We start from the raw sequence: 16,459 nt of genomic DNA on the forward strand, positions 1-16,459 counted from the left end.
CAAGACTCCCGTCCATCGGTCGACATTGTCGAACAGCTACCGGCAATACGCGCTAGAGTGTGACAACGCCAGGCCGGTAAAGAACTTCACCCCTGGACGAAGGACAAAGGAGTCGCGGGTGTCCAGCTCCGACATCTTCATCGGCGAGACCATCGGTACCGCCATACTCATCCTCCTCGGCGGCGGAGTCTGCGCCGCCGTCACGCTGAAGGCCTCCAAGGCCCGGAACGCCGGCTGGCTCGCCATCACCTTCGGGTGGGGCTTCGCGGTGCTCACGGCGGTCTACACGACGGCGCCGCTGTCCGGCGCCCATCTGAACCCCGCCGTGACCCTCGCGATCGCGATCAAGGACGGCGACTGGAAGAACGTCCCGGTCTACTGGGCCGGACAGATCCTCGGCGCCATGATCGGTGCCGCCCTGGTCTGGATCGCCTACTACGGCCAGTTCCAGGCCCACCTCACCGACCGGGAGATCGTCGGCGGTCCGGGCGCGCAGGACACGGCCAAGGCCGTCGAGGCCCAGGAGAAGGCCGCCGGCCCCGTGCTGGGCATCTTCTCCACCGGGCCCGAGGTCCGGGTCGCCTGGCAGAACGTCGCCACGGAGATCATCGGCACCGTGGTGCTGGTGCTCGCCGTGCTCACGCAGGGACTGAACGACAAGGGCAACGGCCTGGGCACGCTGGGCGCGCTGATCACCGCGCTCGTCGTGGTGTCCATCGGCCTGTCCCTCGGCGGCCCGACGGGCTACGCGATCAACCCGGCGCGTGACCTCGGTCCGCGTATCGTGCACGCCCTGCTGCCCCTGCCCAACAAGGGCGGCTCCGACTGGGGCTACGCCTGGGTCCCGGTGGTCGGTCCGCTGATCGGCGGCGCCATCGCGGCAGGCATCTACAACGTCGCATTCGCTTAAGAAGCAATCCTCGCGCCCGTCGCGAAACTTCCAGCACGCGCCGTACGTAAAGCCCCTTAAACCCGGAATTATCAGGAGCACACAGTGACCGACGCGCACACCGCCGGCCCCTTCATCGCCGCCATCGACCAGGGCACCACCTCGTCCCGCTGCATCGTCTTCGACCGCGACGGCCGGATCGTCTCCGTCGACCAGAAGGAGCACGAGCAGATCTTCCCGAAGCCGGGCTGGGTCGAGCACAACGCCACCGAGATCTGGACCAACGTCCAGGAGGTCGTCGCCGGGGCCATCGAGAAGGCCGGCATCACCCGCGACGACATCAAGGCCATCGGCATCACCAACCAGCGCGAGACGACCGTGCTGTGGGACAAGAACACCGGTGAGCCCGTCCACAACGCCATCGTCTGGCAGGACACCCGCACCGACGCCCTCTGCCGCGAGCTCGGCCGCAACGTGGGCCAGGACCGCTTCCGCCGCGAGACGGGTCTCCCCCTCGCCTCCTACTTCGCCGGTCCGAAGGCCCGCTGGCTGCTCGACAACGTCGACGGGCTGAAGGAGCGCGCCGAGGCGGGCGACATCCTCTTCGGCACCATGGACAGCTGGGTCATCTGGAACCTGACCGGCGGTACCGACGGCGGCAAGCACGTCACGGACGTCACCAACGCGTCCCGCACGATGCTGATGAACCTGCACACCATGGAGTGGGACGACAAGATCTGCGAGTCGATCGGCGTCCCGAAGCAGATCCTGCCCGAGATCCGCTCCTCCGCCGAGGTCTACGGCGAGATCACCGGCGGCAAGCTGGGCGACCTGCTCGGCGGCATCCCCGTCGCCTCCGCGCTCGGCGACCAGCAGGCGGCCCTGTTCGGCCAGACCTGTTTCGCCGAGGGCGAGACCAAGTCGACGTACGGCACCGGCACCTTCATGGTGATGAACACCGGTGACAAGATCATCAACTCGTACAGCGGTCTGCTGACCACCGTCGGCTACAAGATCGGCGACCAGGACACGGTCTACGCCCTGGAGGGCTCGATCGCCGTCACCGGTTCGCTGGTGCAGTGGATGCGCGACCAGATGGGCCTGATCTCCACGGCCGCCGAGATCGAGACACTCGCGCTGTCGGTGGAGGACAACGGCGGCGCCTACTTCGTGCCGGCCTTCTCCGGCCTGTTCGCCCCGTACTGGCGCTCCGACGCCCGCGGTGTGATCGCCGGCCTGACCCGGTACGTCACCAAGGCGCACCTGGCCCGTGCCGTCCTGGAGGCCACCGCCTGGCAGACCCGCGAGATCGCCGACGCCATGACGAAGGACTCCGGCGTCGAGCTGGCCGCCCTGAAGGTCGACGGCGGCATGACCTCCAACAACCTGCTGATGCAGACCCTCGCCGACTTCGTGGACGCCCCCGTGGTGCGCCCGATGGTCGCCGAGACCACCTGCCTCGGCGCCGCCTACGCCGCCGGTCTCGCCGTCGGCTTCTGGAACAGCACCGACGACCTGCGCGCCAACTGGCGCCGGGCCGCCGAGTGGACCCCCCGCATGGACGCGGACACCCGCGCCCGTGAGTACAAGAGCTGGCTCAAGGCCGTCGAGCGGACCATGGGCTGGCTCGAGGACGAGGAGTAAGAAACAGCATGACCACTCAGTCCACCCTGAAGTCCGTGCCTGCCCTGGGGACGCGCCCGTCCTCCGGCTCGAACCCGAGCCGAGCCGAGACCAGGGAGCAGCTCGCCAAGGCGTCGTACGACCTTCTCGTGATCGGCGGCGGCATTCTGGGCATCTCCACCGCCTGGCACGCCGCGCAGTCCGGCCTCAGGGTGGCTCTGGTCGACGCCGGCGACTTCGCCGGTGCCACGTCCTCCGCCTCCTCCAAGCTGCTCCACGGCGGTCTGCGCTACCTGCAGACCGGCGCGGTGAAGCTGGTGGCGGAGAACCACTTCGAGCGCCGTGCGGTCTCCCGGCAGGTGGCTCCCCATCTGGCGAACCCGCTCACGTTCTACCTCCCCGTGTACAAGGGCGGGCCGCACGGCGCGGCGAAGCTCGGGGCGGGCGTCTTCGCCTACTCCGCGCTCTCCGCTTTCGGTGACGGCGTCGGGCACCTGCTCTCCCCCGCCAAGGCCGCGCAGGACGTGCCGGAGCTGCGCACCGAGAACCTCAAGGCCGTGGCCGTGTACGGCGACGACCAGATGAACGACGCGCGTATGGCGCTGATGACGGTCCGCGGCGCTGTCGAGGCGGGCGCGGTCGTCCTCAACCACGCCGAGGTGTCGGGCCTGCGCTTCACCCAGGGCCGCGTCACCGGCGCCGAGCTCAGGGACCGTCTCTCCGGTGACGAGTTCGGCGTCAACGCCCGGCTGGTGCTGAACGCGACCGGCCCGTGGGTCGACCACCTGCGGAAGATGGAGGACCCGAACGCGGCCCCGTCCATCCGCCTGTCGAAGGGCGCCCACCTGGTCCTGAAGCGGACCTCCCCGTGGAAGGCCGCGCTCGCGACCCCGATCGACAAGTACCGCATCACCTTCGCCCTCCCGTGGGAGGACATGCTGCTCCTCGGCACCACCGACGAGGAGTTCGAGGGCGACCCGGCGGATGTCTCGGTCACCGAGAAGGACATATCCCAGATCCTCGACGAGGCCGCCTTCTCGGTCCGCGACCAGCAGCTGAGCCGCGACCTCATCACGTACGCCTTCGCCGGTCTGCGCGTGCTGCCGGGCGGCCCCGGCGACACCGCGAAGGCCAAGCGCGAGACGGTGGTGACCGAGGGCAAGGGCGGCATGCTGTCCGTCGCGGGCGGCAAGTGGACCACCTTCCGGCACATCGGCCGGACCATCATGCAGAAGCTGGAGTCGCTGCCGGGCCACCCGCTGGGCGACGACTTCGAGCCCATCAGCTCGCTGCCGAAGAAGCTGCCGCTGCCCGGTATCGCCAACCCGCGCGCGGTCGCCCACCGGCTGCTGACCGACCGCCCGGCGCCCGGCCCGCGCATGGCGGCCGACACCGCCAGGCACCTGGCCACCCACTACGGCTCGCTGGCCTTCGACATCGCCCGTCTGGCCAACGAGAGCCCGGAGCTCGCCGAGCGCGTCCACCCGGACGCCCCGGAGATCTGGGCGCAGGTCGTCTGGGCCCGGGACCACGAGTGGGCCGAGACGCAGGACGACGTGCTGCGCCGCCGCACGACGCTGACGATCCGCGGCCTGGCCACGGACGACGTCCGCGCCAAGGTCCAGGACCTGCTCGACAAGAAGTAGGCACGGCCCGGGGGGCTCCCATTGCCGGAAGGGGCGGTTCCACGCCGACGGAGCCGCCCCTTCCGCGTTCCCGACGCCGTTCGGGACCCCCATAATGGCCTGATACGTCGGAGGTCTTGAGCGACAGGGAGGCCGGCCATGGCAGTCACCGACGAGGCGATCGAGAAGATCAAGGGCATGATCGTCTCCGGCGCGCTGCGCCCGGGCGACCGGTTGCCCAAGGAGAGCGAACTCGCCGCCGACCTCGGCCTGTCCCGCAACTCCCTGCGGGAGGCCGTGCGCGCGCTGTCCCTCATCCGGATCCTGGACGTCCGGCAGGGCGACGGCACGTACGTCACCAGCCTCGATCCGCAGCTGCTGCTGGAGGCGCTGAGCTTCGTCGTGGACTTCCACCGCGACGACACGGTCCTGGAGTTCCTGGCGGTGCGCCGCATCCTGGAGCCCGCGGCGACGGCGATGGCGGCCCTGCGGATCAGCGAACAGCAGCTCGACGCGCTCACGGCCCAGCTGGACAAGCTCGGTGACGACCCGTCCGTCGAGGACCTCGTCGCCTGCGACCTGGAGTTCCACCGGGGCATCGTGCACAGCTCGGGCAACTCCGTGCTGTGCTCGCTGCTCGACGGGCTGTCGGGCCCCACGACCCGGGCCCGGATCTGGCGCGGCCTCACCCAGGAGGACGCGGTGGCCCGCACGCTGCGCGAGCACCGGGCGATCCTCGCGGCCCTGCGGGACCGGGACGCCGAGGCGGCGCGCTCGTGGGCGACGGTGCACATCGCGAGCGTGGAGCAGTGGCTGCGCTCCACGCTGTGACCAGGGCCTCACGCACAGCTCGGATGAATCCGGGGTGTTCAGCGGTGGATCGCGGGGCAGTGATGGGGTCACTCCCCCTGCAAGGGGGCTGCGGGCGCCCCCTTGGCACGCCGTAAGGTTGGGGGGTACGCGAGGGCACGTCGGAAGGAGGCGCTGGGTGATCGAGCTCGAGGGGGTTCCCGAGCTGATCGACCCGGTCATGGTGGCCGCGTTCGAGGGCTGGAACGATGCCGGCGACGCCGCCTCCACCGCGGTCGCGCATCTGGACAGGGAGTGGAAGGGCGAGGTCTTCGCGGCGCTGGACGCCGAGGACTACTACGACTTCCAGGTCAACCGCCCCACGGTGTTCATGGAAGCCGGCGTCCGCAAGATCACCTGGCCGACGACCAGACTGTCGGTGGTCAGGGTCGGCGGGGACAAGCCACGCGATCTCGTCCTGGTCCGGGGTATCGAACCGTCCATGCGATGGCGGTCGTTCTGCAACGAACTGCTCGGCTTCGCACACGAACTCGGCGTGGAACTGGTGGTCGTCCTGGGCGCCCTGCTCGGTGACACCCCGCACACCCGCCCGGTTCCGATCAGCGGGACGACGTCCGACCCGGACCTGGCCCGCCGCATGGACCTGGAGGAGACCAAGTACGAGGGGCCCACGGGCATCGTCGGTGTCCTCCAGGAGGCGTGCACGCATGCGGGCGTGCCGGCCGTCTCGCTGTGGGCGGCGGTGCCGCACTACGTGTCGCAGCCGCCGAACCCGAAGGCCACGCTGGCCCTGCTGAACCGGCTGGAGGACCTGATCGACGTGCGCATCCCGCTGGGTGAGCTGCCCGAGGACGCGCGCGCCTGGCAGGTCGGCGTGGACCAGCTGGCCGCCGAGGACAGTGAGGTCGCCGAGTACGTCCAGTCGCTGGAGGAGGCCCGGGACACCGCCGAGTTGCCGGAGGCGTCCGGCGAGGCGATCGCCCGCGAGTTCGAGCGCTATCTGCGGCGCCGGGACGGCGGCGGACCGACCGCCTCCGGCGGGCACGCCACGGCGGACGGCAGCGACAGCACGTCGTACCTGCGGGACAACCCCAGCGGCCGTACGCGGCCTCCGAAGCCGCCCAAGCCGGGCACGGACGACGAGGAGTCGTCGGAGGACTGAGCGGTACCGAGCGGCAGCAGAAGGGGCGCCTCCCGGCCGGGAGGCGCCCCTTCGCGTGCCGTGTACGGCTACAGCGCGCTTACAGCTACAGCGCGACGCCCAGCAGCGCGTCCACCGCCCGGGAGACCACCCCGGGGGCGCCCTCGTCCGTGCCGCCGTTCCGCTCCTGGAGCGCGGCCCAGCGGTCGACCGCGGTGAGCGCGGCCGGGGCGTCCAGGTCGTTGGCGAGGGCCTCGCGGATCTCCGCCACGAGCGCCTCCGCCGGCGGCCCGTCGGGCCGGGACACGGCGGCCCGCCAGCGGCCGAGCCGTGCTACGGCGTCCTCGAGGACCTGATCGGTCCACTCCCAGTCGGCGCGGTAGTGGTGGGCGAGCAGCGCGAGCCGGATGGCGGCCGGGTCCACGCCGTCGCGCCGGAGCGTGGAGACGAAGACCAGATTGCCCTTGGACTTGGACATCTTCTCGCCGTCGAGGGCGACCATGCCGGCGTGCACGTACGCCTTGGCCATGGGGAACTCGCCGGTGAGGGCCTGGGCGTGCGAGGCGCCCATCTCGTGGTGCGGGAAGGCCAGGTCGGAGCCGCCGCCCTGGATGTCGAAGCCCATGCCGAGGTGGTCGAGGGCGATGGCCACGCACTCGATGTGCCAGCCGGGGCGTCCGCGCCCGAGCGAACCGCCGTCCCAGCTGGGCTCGCCCTCCCGGGCCGCCATCCACAGCATCGGGTCGAGCGGGTTCTTCTTGCCCGGCCGGTCCGGGTCGCCGCCGCGCTCGGCGGACAGCAGCCGCATCGCGGTGGCGTCGAGCCCGGAGACCTTGCCGAAGTGCGGGTCGGACTCGACGGAGAAGTACACGTCGCCTTCGAGTTCGTACGCCGCGCCCATGTCCCGCAGCCGCTCGACGAGCGGGACGATTCCGGGTATGGCCTCGACGGCGCCTATGTACTCGCGCGGCGGCAGCATCCGCAGGGCCGTCATGTCCTCGCGGAAGAGGACCGTCTCCTGCTCGGCGAGCGCGGCCCAGTCGATGCCGTCGCGCTGCGCCCGCTCGAGGAGCGGGTCGTCGACGTCGGTGACGTTCTGGACGTAGTGAACCTGCCGCTTGGTGTCGAGCCACACGCGCTGCACGAGGTCGAACGCGTTGTAGGTCGCCGCGTGACCTATGTGCGTGGCGTCGTACGGGGTGATGCCACAGACGTAGATACGGGCGACGGGACCGGGGTCGAGGGTGACCAGACCACCGGTCGCGGTGTCGTGGATCCTCAGGTCGCGGCCCTGACCAGGCAGGGCGGGGACCTCGGAAGCGGGCCAGGCATGCATGCCTTGAGCCTAACCGGACTGAAGTTCCATATACGAATGGGAGCGGACCGGACGGCCGAGAAGGCGCTCTTGTGGGAGCTCGGCGGCTGTGCTGCTACACGGGGGGCCAGGGGATCGCCGGCCACTCCCCGCTCGGCTCGGGATGCTTCCCCGAGGCGAGCAGCGCGGCCACCCGCGCGCGGGTGGCGTCGATCTCCGCGCCGGTGATCAGCGGCTGGAGCCGGGCCGTGAGGGGACCGCCGTCCGCCAGGTCCTTCCTGAGGCCTTCCAGGACGTCGACGGCCTCCTGTGTGAGGGGCTCCCCCGCCCACCCCCACAGCAGGGTCCGCAGCTTGTTCTCGACGTTGAAGGTGACCCCGTGGTCGATCCCGTACAGCCGTCCCTCGCCGGTCGGCAGCAGGTGCCCGCCCTTGCGGTCGGCGTTGTTGAGCACCGCGTCCAGCACGGCGAGCCGCCGCAGCCGCTCGTCGTCCGCGTGCACGAGGAGCGCGGTGCGGCCCTCGCCGACCTCGGCGAAGCCGATGGCCTTCCAGCCCGGCTCCGGTTCCTCCCCGTCGACCAGCGCGAGCAGCTCCGTCTCCGGCGCCACCTCGACCCACAGCTGGCACATGCCCTCGCCGTAGGGGCCGTCGCGCAGCACGGTGGGCGGGACGAGGCCCCAGCCGGTCGCCTCGGAGACCTCGTACGCGGCGACCTCGCGCTGGGCGAGCGTCCCGTCGGGGAAGTCCCACAGGGGCCGCTCCCCGGCGACCGGCTTGTAGATGCAGGCCGCGTCCCGGCCGTCGAGGGAGACCGTGCAGTACAGGGCCGCGTTGGACGCCTCACGGATGCGTCCGCGCACGGCGAGTTCGCCCCGGGCGAGCAGTTCGTCGGCGTCCGGAGGAGGTGTCACGCTCCGCGGCGGTATCCGTTCTGGCGCGGACATACGTGTCCTTCCGGGTCGAGCGGGAGGCTGCACAGCGGGCACGGCGGCCGCCCGGCGTTGACGATGTCGAGGGCGCGCTTGGCGAAGGCCCTCGCCTGCGCGCCGGTGAGCCGCACCCGCAGCATCGGAGGCCCGTTCTCCTCGTCCTGGAGCAGCCGCTCCTCGGCCTCGGCGAGGTCCTCCTCGGTGTCGGCGTCGAGCTCGACGAGCGCCTGCGCCTCGACGATCATCAGCTGCTCCTCGCCGTCCCAGGCGAGCGCCATCGTGCCGACCCTGAACTCCTCCTCGATGGGGGTGTCCAGCGGGGCGGTGTCGGTGATCTCCGACGGTGCGACGGCGGGGACGGCGGCGCTGCCCCCGCTACGGCGTACGACCTCGTCGAGCAGTTCGTCCATGCGTTCGGCGAGTGCGGCGACCTGGGTCTTCTCCAGGGCCACGCTGGTCACCCGGGAGCCTGCGGTGGCCTGGAGGAAGAACGAACGGCGCCCGGGCAGTCCGACCGTGCCGGCCACGAAACGCTCCGGATGGTCGTAGAGGAACACCTGACGGGACACGTCCTGTCTCCATTGGAATCGTGGGGGCCGTGTGGCCACGGCACTGCTGCGACCGCTTCACCCTACTGCGGCCGACGATCACGGTGCGCCCGCACCACCCCCGACGGGGGCCTCCTCGCCCGGCGGTTCCTCGCGCGGCACCAGGGACGTGAAGTCGCCGGTGTCGCCGAGGCGGACGAGAAACGGACGCAACCGGGTGTAGCGGATCGCGGTGATGGAACACGGTTCAACGGAAATCCGCTGGAAGAGGTCCAGATGAAGTCCGAGTGCGTCCGCGACGAGCGACTTGATGACGTCGCCGTGCGAGCACATGAGGTAGACGGCGTCGGCGCCGTGGTCGCGCTCCACGCGCGCGTTCCACTCGCGTACGGCCTCGGCGGCGCGTGTCTGCATGGCCCGCATCGACTCGCCGCCGGGGAACGCCGCGGCGGACGGGTGCGCCTGCACGACCTCCATCAGGGGCTGGTCCTTGAGCTCGTCGAGCTTGCGCCCCGACCAGTCGCCGTAGTGGCACTCGCCGATGCGCTCGTCGGTGTGCGGGCTGAGGTCCGGCCGGGCCCGGAGGAGGGGCCCGATCGTCTCCTGGCAGCGCTGGAGCGGGCTGGTGACGATCTCGGCGAGGGGCAGCTCGGCGAGCCGCCCCGGCAGCGCGGCGGCCTGCGCCGCGCCGCGTTCGTCGAGGGCGACACCGGGTGTCCAGCCGGCGAGCAGTCCCTCGGTGTTGGCGGTGGAACGTCCGTGCCGGACCAGGATCAACGTGGGCATGCGGTCCAGCGTAGGCGCACGCGCGCGTACGGTGTCGTTCGAGTGACGGGAGACTCGTTTCGTGATCGTCGACTGTGCCATCTACCGCGAGGGACACCGGTCGGAAGGGCCGGAGGACTTCTCCGACGCCCTGGGTGAGGCCCGGGCGGCGGGCGGTTTCGTGTGGATCGGGCTGCATGAGCCGACGGAACGCGAATTCGACGTCGTGACCCAGGAGTTCGGGCTGCATCCGCTGGCCGTCGAGGACGCCCTCAAGGCCCACCAGCGGCCCAAGCTGGAGGTGTACGACGACTCGCTGTTCGTGGTGCTCAAGCCGGTGGCGTACGAGCCGCACAGCGACACCGTCTCCACCGGCGAGATCATGATCTTCCTGGGCGACGCGTTCGTCGTCACCGTCCGGCACGGCGAGGGCGCCCCGCTCAAGGCCGTACGGCGCCGGCTGGAGCAGGAGCCGGACCTGCTGGGCACCGGTCCCACCTCCGTCCTCTACGCGGTCGCCGACGCCGCCGTCGACCACTACCTGGAGGTCGCGACCGAGCTGCAGGCCGACCTGGAGGGACTGGAGGCGGAGGTCTTCTCGCCGGACGACGGGGGCTCGCGGCACACCGCGTCCCGGATCTACAACTTCAAGCGGCAGGTCCTGGAGTTCCGCCGGGCGACCGGGCCGCTGGCCCTGCCGATGAGCCGGCTGGCGGGCACGGCACCCGCCGGCGTGGCCGTGCCGTTCGTGGACGACCGGGCGCGGCCGTTCTTCCGCGACGTCAGCGATCACCTCACGCGCGTGAACGAGTCGGTGGAGAACCTGGACCGGCTGGTGTCGGACATCCTCAACGCGCATCTGGCGCAGATGAGCGTCCGGCAGAACGACGACATGCGGAAGATCTCCGCGTGGGCGGCCATGGCCGCGATCCCCACGATGATCGCGGGGATCTACGGCATGAACTTCGACCACATGCCCGAGCTGCGCTGGGAGTGGTCCTATCCGGCGCTGATCGTCGTGATGGCCGTGCTCGAGGTGCTGGTGTTCCGGCTGTTCAAGCGCCGGGGCTGGCTCTAGGCGACACCCCGTGGGGCGGGCCGGTTCAGGCGAACTCGGGGGCCGTGGAGGCGGGTCCGCCGAGGGCGTCGCGGTGCTCGGGCATCTTCAGCGACACCATCCGGCGCCAGCCGCCCAGCCGTTCGTAGGCGTACATGGCGTGGATGCCCGCCGCGAGCACCGCCGACTTGGCCCTGGACCAGCCGAGGACGCGGCCCATGTGCGCCATGACGGCGAGGCTGACGTCCCGGTAGATCCGGATCTCGGCGAACGCGCAGGCGCGCAGGGTCCGCTGGATGGTCCGGCCGTGGCCCGCGTAGGCGAAGCGCAGCAGTTCCTCGTGGCAGTAGGCGAGGTGGTTGTCCTCGTCGTCGGAGATCTGCCTGACGGCGCGGCCGATGTCGGGGTCGTCGGCGAAGTGCTTGCGGAGCAGTTGCATCTGCTCGGAGGCGCGCTGTTCGGTGACCCTGCTGTGCGAGAGGTACGTGACGATGTCCTGGACCGTGAGCCGCTCGTCGCGGCCCAGCTGCTCGTGCGCGAGGCCGATGCCGTTCTTCTCCAGGAGCATCGTGTAGTCGGTCTCCGGCGGGACCGGGACGGGGTCGAGGCCGCGCTTCTTCATCAGGGCGTTGAAGATCCGGCCGTGTTTGTCCTCGTCGGCGCCGTGCCGGGTGATCTTGGGGGCGAGTTCCCGCTCGCTGTCGGGGACGAGCGCGGCGATACGGGCGTTCTCCCAGCCGCCCTGGGACTCGCCGCTCGCGGCGATGGAGCAGAACAGGGCGAAGGCCTCGTCGTCGGCGAGGATCTCCTGGAACACACTCTTGGCCGAAAGCATCGTGAGCACCTCTCCCGCGCGCGTGCGCGTGCTGCGTGAGTCCGCAGGTTTCCGCAAAGAACGAGTCAAGTGCGGGGCGAAAGGCGCTGCAACAGGTGCGACGGACAACTCCGCCAAATGGAGGACAGGCGAGTCCGGCACGGCCGCGGGGGTCTCTGCCGCCGGGGACGGTGAGATCCCGCGTAACCACGGGAGGCGCGGGGCGTTGTTCTGCGTGACGGCCGTGGCGGGGAAGACCCCCGAGCCCCCACCACGGCCGCAGACAACTCCGCCGGGTGGCGTCGTGTCAGGCGAGCCCGGCGCGCTCCAGGGCCTCGGTGCCGGCGCGCAGGGACGCGAGCCGCTCGTCGAGGGTGAAGCCGGCCGGGGCGAGGCTCAGGGTGGTGACGCCGGCCTCCGCGTAGGCCTTCATCCGGTCCGCGATCCGGTCGACGGACCCCAGCAGCGTGGTCTTGTCGATCAGCTCGTGCGGGACGGCGGCCGCGGCGCCCTGCTTGTCGCCGGACAGGTACTTGCCCTGGATCTCGGCGGCCTCCTTCTCGTAGCCCATGCGCTGGGCGAGCTGGTTGTAGAAGTTCTGCTTGGGGCTGCCCATGCCGCCGACGTACAGCGCGGTGTAGGGGCGGAAGGTGTCGGCGAGCGCGGCGACGTCCTTGTCGTCGCCGACGGCGAGCGGGACGGTCGGGCAGACGTCGAAGCCGTCGAGGGTCTTGCCGGCCTTCTCCCGGCCGGCGCGCAGGTACTTGATCGTCGTCTCCTCCAGGTGGTCGGCGGAGGGGAAGATCAGCAGGGCGCCGTCGGCGATCTCGCCGGTCTGCTCGAGGTTCTTCGGGCCGATCGCGGCGATGTACAGCGGGATGTGCTCGCGCTGCGGGTGCACGGTCAGCTTGATGGGCTTGCCCGGGCCGCCGGGCAGGGGCAGCGTCCAGTGCTGCCCCTCGTAGGACAGGCGCTCGCGCGTCATGGCCTTGCGGACGATCTCGACGTACTCACGCGTGCGTGCCAGCGGCTTGTCGAACTTGACGCCGTACCAGCCTTCGGAGACCTGCGGTCCGGAGACGCCGAGGCCGAGGCGGAAGCGGCCGCCGGAGAGGGAGTCGAGGGTGGCCGCCGTCATGGCGGTCATCGCGGGCTGGCGGGCCGGGATCTGGAAGATGGCGGAGCCGACGTCGATGCGTTCGGTCTGGGCGGCGACCCAGGTCAGTACGGTGGCGGCGTCGGAGCCGTAGGCCTCGGCGGCCCAGCAGACGGCGTATCCGAGCCGGTCGGCCTCCTGGGCGACGGCCAGATTGTCCGCGTCCATTCCGGCACCCCAGTAGCCGAGGTTGATACCGAGCTGCATGCCGAATCCCCTTACCGATCAGTAACGTGCACGTGCGCAGACCTTAGCGTGCGGCTCGGCTGGGACGTAGGGGCCTGGCCCCGTCCGCGGGTGGCGGGGCCGGGCGACTCGCGGCCGGGTCGGCGAAATCGGCTGTCCACAGCCCACCACAGGGAAGGCTCTGGCCAGTAATCTCGGCGTTCATGGAGCAGAGGCATCTCGGCCGCACCGGCCTGCGTGTGTCCCGGATCGGGCTCGGCACCCTGACCTGGGGACGGGACACCGACGAGCACGACGCCGCGGACCTGATGAAGACGTTCTGGGAAGCGGGCGGGACCCTCGTCGACACCGCGGACGTGTACGGCGACGGAGATGCCGAGTACCTGCTCGGCAGGCTCATGGACGGCCTGGTGGCCCGCCGGGACCTGGTCATCTCGACCAAGGCCGGCAGCGTGCCGGACCCCGACCGCCGCTTCGACACCTCCCGCGGCCATCTGCTCTCCGCGCTGGACGCCTCGCTCTCCCGGCTCGGCACCGACTACGTCGACCTGTGGCACGTGCACGCCTTCGACCCGGACACCCCGCTGGAGGAGACCCTCCAGGCCCTCGACCTCGCGGTCGCCAGCGGGCGGGCCCGCTACGCCGCCGTCTCCAACTTCTGCGGCTGGCAGCTCGCCAAGGCCGCGACCTGGCAACTGGCGGCCCCCGGCACGCGGACCCGGCTCGCGGCCACGCAGCTGGAGTACTCGCTGCTCCAGCGGGGCGTCGAGCGCGAGGTGCTGCCGGCCGCGCTGGACCTGGGCATCGGGCTGCTGCCGTCCTCGCCGCTGGGACGCGGGGTGCTGACGGGCAAGTACCGGGGCGACACGACACCGCCGGACTCGCGCGGTGCCTCGGAGCATCTCGCGCCGTTCGTCGCGCCGTACCTGGACGACACGGCCAGGCGCATCGTGGACGCCGTGACCACCGCGGCCGACGGTCTCGCGGTGACACCGCTCCAGGTGGCGCTGGCCTGGGTCCGCGACCGGCCGGGGGTGGCCGCGCCCATCGTCGGCGCGCGCAACGCGCGGCAGCTCACGGCGGCGTTGTCAGTGGAGACCCTTAGTCTTCCTGACGAGATCTGCCGGGCGCTCGACGACGTGTCGGCGCCTGTGCACCGCTATCCCGATCACGACTGGAGCACGCTGTGAGCACGGAGCCGGAGACCACGGAGGACGCCGAGCCGGGGACGCCGACCGGTGGTGCGCAGACCGAGGGGGCCGAGGAGCCCGGGTCGGATGCGGCCGGTTCCGGTGACGTGTCCGGGGCCGAGGGGGCCGAAGGGGACGCGGCCGATGCCGGTGACGTGTCCGAGGCCGAGGGGACCGAAGGGGACGCAGCCGATGCCGGTGACGTGTCCGAGGCCGAGGCCGAGCTGCGGGCCCAGCGCCTGGAGCGGGAGCGCATCGAGCAGCGCAAGGCCGGGAAGAAGGCGCCGATCGAGGTCGGCACCAAGCTGAGCGGCACGGCCGCCGATCTGCTCGCGGCCGTACGGGCCGTGGAGAGCGGCGAGAAGCCGGTCGCCGCGGTGTTCGCGGAGCCCGAGCCGGCCCCCCGCCGCTCCGCCCCGGAGCCGGTCCGACGGCCACAGCCGGTCGCGGCCGGGGCCGCCGCCGCGTCGACGGCCCCCGCGCCGGCCGCGGTGCAGGCCGTACGGCAGGTGCTCGGCGAGGGCGGTGCCCCCGAGGCGCTCGCACCGCAGGTGGCCGCCGCCCTCGGCGAGGGCGCGGACGAACTGCTGCGGGCCGATCCGTGGCAGCTGCTGCGGGTCGCCGGCGTGCGTCCCGAGCAGGCCGACGGGTTCGCCCGGGCCCTGCTCGGCGCCGAGTGCGGCCCCGACGACGAGCGGCGGGGCCGGGCCGTCACCGTCTGGCTCCTGGAGCAGGCCGCGCTGGCCGGGCACACGGCCCTGGAGATGCCGGCGCTCCTCGCGGCCCTGACCCAGCGGGGCGTGCCGGACCCCGACGGTGCCGTGCAGGAGGCGATCGCGGAGGGCGAGGCGCTGGTCTTCCAGGACGCCCTGGACGAGCCCGGTAGCGCGCCGGCCCGGACGGAGGAGGAGGGCGCGGAGGAGGACGAGGAGCGTCCGGTCCGTGTCCTGGTGGGCCTGGAGCGGTACGCGCTCGCGGAGGAGAGCCTGGCCGACGGTCTCGCCCGGCTGGTGAACTCGGTACCCAAGCAGGACGGTTCGGCCGAGGACTGGGAGCGGGTCGCCGGCACGGCCCGGGGTTCGACGGCCGAGTTGCTCCGCGCGGTCGCCGCACACGGCCTGGTCCTGCACACCGGCGGCGAGGCCTCCCTGACCGAGCCCGCGGCACTGCTGACCGCCGCGCACACGCTGGGCCTGCGTGCCTGGGCCGCCACCCACGGCCCGATCGGCCGTACCCGCTTCGCGGCCCTGCTCCGCCGCTCCGGCCACCCGGCGGACCCGGTCGCGGATCCGGGTGCCGTCCTCCCCGGGCAGGCCGCCGAAACGGCCGATGCCGCTCCCGGCGCCCACGCCCCCGTGGCCACCGTCGCCGGGCTGCTCTCCGGGGCCGAAGGACCCGGCCGGGACGCCGACGGGGCGCTGGATCTCGATCTGCTCGTCGTGCTCGACGCGCCGCAGCTGGATGTCGAGACGGCCGCGCTGCTGACGGAGTCGCTGCCGGACGGGGCGCGGCTGGTGCTGGCCGGGGATCCGGCGGTGCTGTGGTCGGTGGGTCCGGGCCGGGTGTTCGCGGATCTGCTCGCGGCGCGGATCTGCCCGCAGATCGCCTCGCGGCAGCCGGATGCCGGGCCGCTGGGCGAGCTGGTCTCCGGTATCGGCGTCGGCGAGCTGAACCAGGTCGAGGCCCCCGGCAAGGAGGTCGTGATCGTGCCGGTGCGGGACGCGGGCGAGGCCGTGCACCGGACGGTGCAGCTCGTCGTGGACTCGGTGCCGCGGGCGATCGGCGTACCGCCCGAGCAGACGCAGGTGATCACGCCGGGGCACGGCGGCGCCGTCGGCACGCGTGCGCTCAACGCGGCGTTGAAGGAGCGGCTCAATCCGGGCCCGGGTCGCTTCGGCGGCTTCGACCCCGGTGACCGTGTCGTCCACTCCCCCGTGCCGGGCCGTGCGTTGCCGGGCCGCGTGGTGAAGGCGGATGCCGAGGGGCTGCATCTGGCGTGCGAGGGCGAGGACGTCGTCGTACCGAAGGAGCGGGTGGAGCAGTCCGTGCGGCACGGCTGGGCGCTCACCGCGCACCAGGCGGTGGGGAGCCGGTGGCCGGCGGTGGTCGTGGTGCTGCCCGGCGATGCCGCGCAGGCCCTCAGCCGGCCGTGGGTGTACACGGCGTTCGGGCGGGCCGACCGCCATCTGTCCGTCGTGCACGGCGTGGAACAGGCCTTGGCCAGAGCCGTGGCCGAGGTTCCGGCGAAGCCCCGGACGACCCGGCTTCCGGTGCTGCTCGCCCCGCAGATCAGCGGCTGACGACGACGGGGGGGGGGGGCGGGGGGGGCCCCGGGCCCCCCCCCCCGGGGGGGGGGGGGGGGGGGGCCGCGGCGGGCCCCGGCGGGCGCGGCCCGAGAACAGGCACCGC

General features: G+C 71.9%; 14 protein-coding genes. 8 read left to right on the forward strand and 6 right to left on the reverse strand.

The features are described 5' to 3' along the window. The first annotated feature begins 118 nt into the window (after positions 1–118). The 5 genes from ACZ3I3_RS32060 (at position 119) to ACZ3I3_RS32080 (ending at position 6,109) form a co-directional block, all read left to right on the forward strand. Positions 119–910: an MIP/aquaporin family protein gene (locus ACZ3I3_RS32060; protein ID WP_467370755.1), complete on the forward strand. Its 792-nt coding sequence runs from the start codon at positions 119–121 to the stop codon at positions 908–910. 84 nt (positions 911–994) lie between these two features. Next, positions 995–2,533 (forward strand): glycerol kinase GlpK, encoded by a 1,539-nt coding sequence (gene glpK / locus ACZ3I3_RS32065; protein ID WP_467370757.1) that lies wholly within the window; start codon positions 995–997, stop codon positions 2,531–2,533. A gap of 8 nt (positions 2,534–2,541) precedes the next feature. Then, entirely contained in the window at positions 2,542–4,158 is a 1,617-nt protein-coding gene (locus ACZ3I3_RS32070) for a glycerol-3-phosphate dehydrogenase/oxidase (RefSeq protein ID WP_467370759.1), read from the forward strand. A 138-nt stretch (positions 4,159–4,296) separates the two neighbouring features. Continuing rightward, positions 4,297–4,968 carry a FadR/GntR family transcriptional regulator gene (locus tag ACZ3I3_RS32075; RefSeq protein ID WP_467370761.1) on the forward strand — a complete coding sequence of 224 codons (672 nt, stop codon included), beginning with the start codon at positions 4,297–4,299 and terminating at the stop codon, positions 4,966–4,968. A 157-nt stretch (positions 4,969–5,125) separates the two neighbouring features. Beyond that, positions 5,126–6,109, forward strand: coding sequence for a PAC2 family protein (locus ACZ3I3_RS32080; protein WP_020276825.1), 984 nt, complete (start codon positions 5,126–5,128; stop codon positions 6,107–6,109). Positions 6,110–6,194: 85 nt separating this feature from the next. Here ACZ3I3_RS32080 and mshC read toward each other — a convergent pair whose 3' ends face one another. The 4 genes from mshC to ACZ3I3_RS32100 all read right to left on the reverse strand — a co-directional run bounded on the left by mshC (position 6,195) and on the right by ACZ3I3_RS32100 (position 9,668). Then, the gene (gene mshC / locus ACZ3I3_RS32085; RefSeq protein ID WP_467370763.1) at positions 6,195–7,424 is read right to left on the reverse strand and encodes a cysteine--1-D-myo-inosityl 2-amino-2-deoxy-alpha-D-glucopyranoside ligase; all 1,230 of its coding nucleotides are present in this window, start codon (positions 7,422–7,424) and stop codon (positions 6,195–6,197) included. Between the two features lie 94 nt (positions 7,425–7,518). Further along, a complete protein-coding gene (locus tag ACZ3I3_RS32090) occupies positions 7,519–8,349 on the reverse strand; it encodes an SCO1664 family protein (protein ID WP_467370765.1) in 831 nt (276 codons plus the stop codon). Next, on the reverse strand, positions 8,313–8,903 hold the full coding sequence (locus tag ACZ3I3_RS32095) for a DUF3090 domain-containing protein (RefSeq protein ID WP_086839541.1): 591 nt from the start codon (positions 8,901–8,903) through the stop codon (positions 8,313–8,315). Before ACZ3I3_RS32095 ends, ACZ3I3_RS32090 begins: the two co-directional genes overlap by 37 nt. Before the next feature lie 78 nt (positions 8,904–8,981). Next, positions 8,982–9,668 carry a histidine phosphatase family protein gene (locus ACZ3I3_RS32100; RefSeq protein ID WP_467370767.1) on the reverse strand — a complete coding sequence of 229 codons (687 nt, stop codon included), beginning with the start codon at positions 9,666–9,668 and terminating at the stop codon, positions 8,982–8,984. 61 nt (positions 9,669–9,729) lie between these two features. On the opposite strand from ACZ3I3_RS32100, the gene corA reads away from it, so the two are divergent. Further along, positions 9,730–10,725: a magnesium/cobalt transporter CorA gene (corA, locus tag ACZ3I3_RS32105; protein ID WP_467370769.1), complete on the forward strand. Its 996-nt coding sequence runs from the start codon at positions 9,730–9,732 to the stop codon at positions 10,723–10,725. A 25-nt stretch (positions 10,726–10,750) separates the two neighbouring features. Here the strand turns inward: corA and ACZ3I3_RS32110 are convergent, their stop codons facing one another. Then, positions 10,751–11,539, reverse strand: a complete 789-nt coding sequence (locus tag ACZ3I3_RS32110; RefSeq protein ID WP_467370770.1) for a ferritin-like domain-containing protein — start codon at positions 11,537–11,539, stop codon at positions 10,751–10,753. Between the two features lie 286 nt (positions 11,540–11,825). Then, complete coding sequence (locus ACZ3I3_RS32115; protein ID WP_086839547.1) at positions 11,826–12,881, reverse strand: LLM class F420-dependent oxidoreductase; 1,056 nt, start codon at positions 12,879–12,881, stop codon at positions 11,826–11,828. A 182-nt stretch (positions 12,882–13,063) separates the two neighbouring features. Between ACZ3I3_RS32115 and ACZ3I3_RS32120 the strand changes: the two genes are divergently transcribed. Together ACZ3I3_RS32120 and ACZ3I3_RS32125 are read left to right on the forward strand one after the other, a co-directional pair. Then, positions 13,064–14,050, forward strand: coding sequence for an aldo/keto reductase (locus tag ACZ3I3_RS32120; protein WP_467370772.1), 987 nt, complete (start codon positions 13,064–13,066; stop codon positions 14,048–14,050). Further along, entirely contained in the window at positions 14,047–16,350 is a 2,304-nt protein-coding gene (locus ACZ3I3_RS32125) for a helix-hairpin-helix domain-containing protein (protein ID WP_467370773.1), read from the forward strand. The genes ACZ3I3_RS32120 and ACZ3I3_RS32125 overlap by 4 nt, the downstream gene beginning before the upstream one ends. Positions 16,351–16,459 lie beyond the last annotated feature (109 nt).

The organism is Streptomyces sp. NPDC016851 (genome assembly GCF_055562795.1).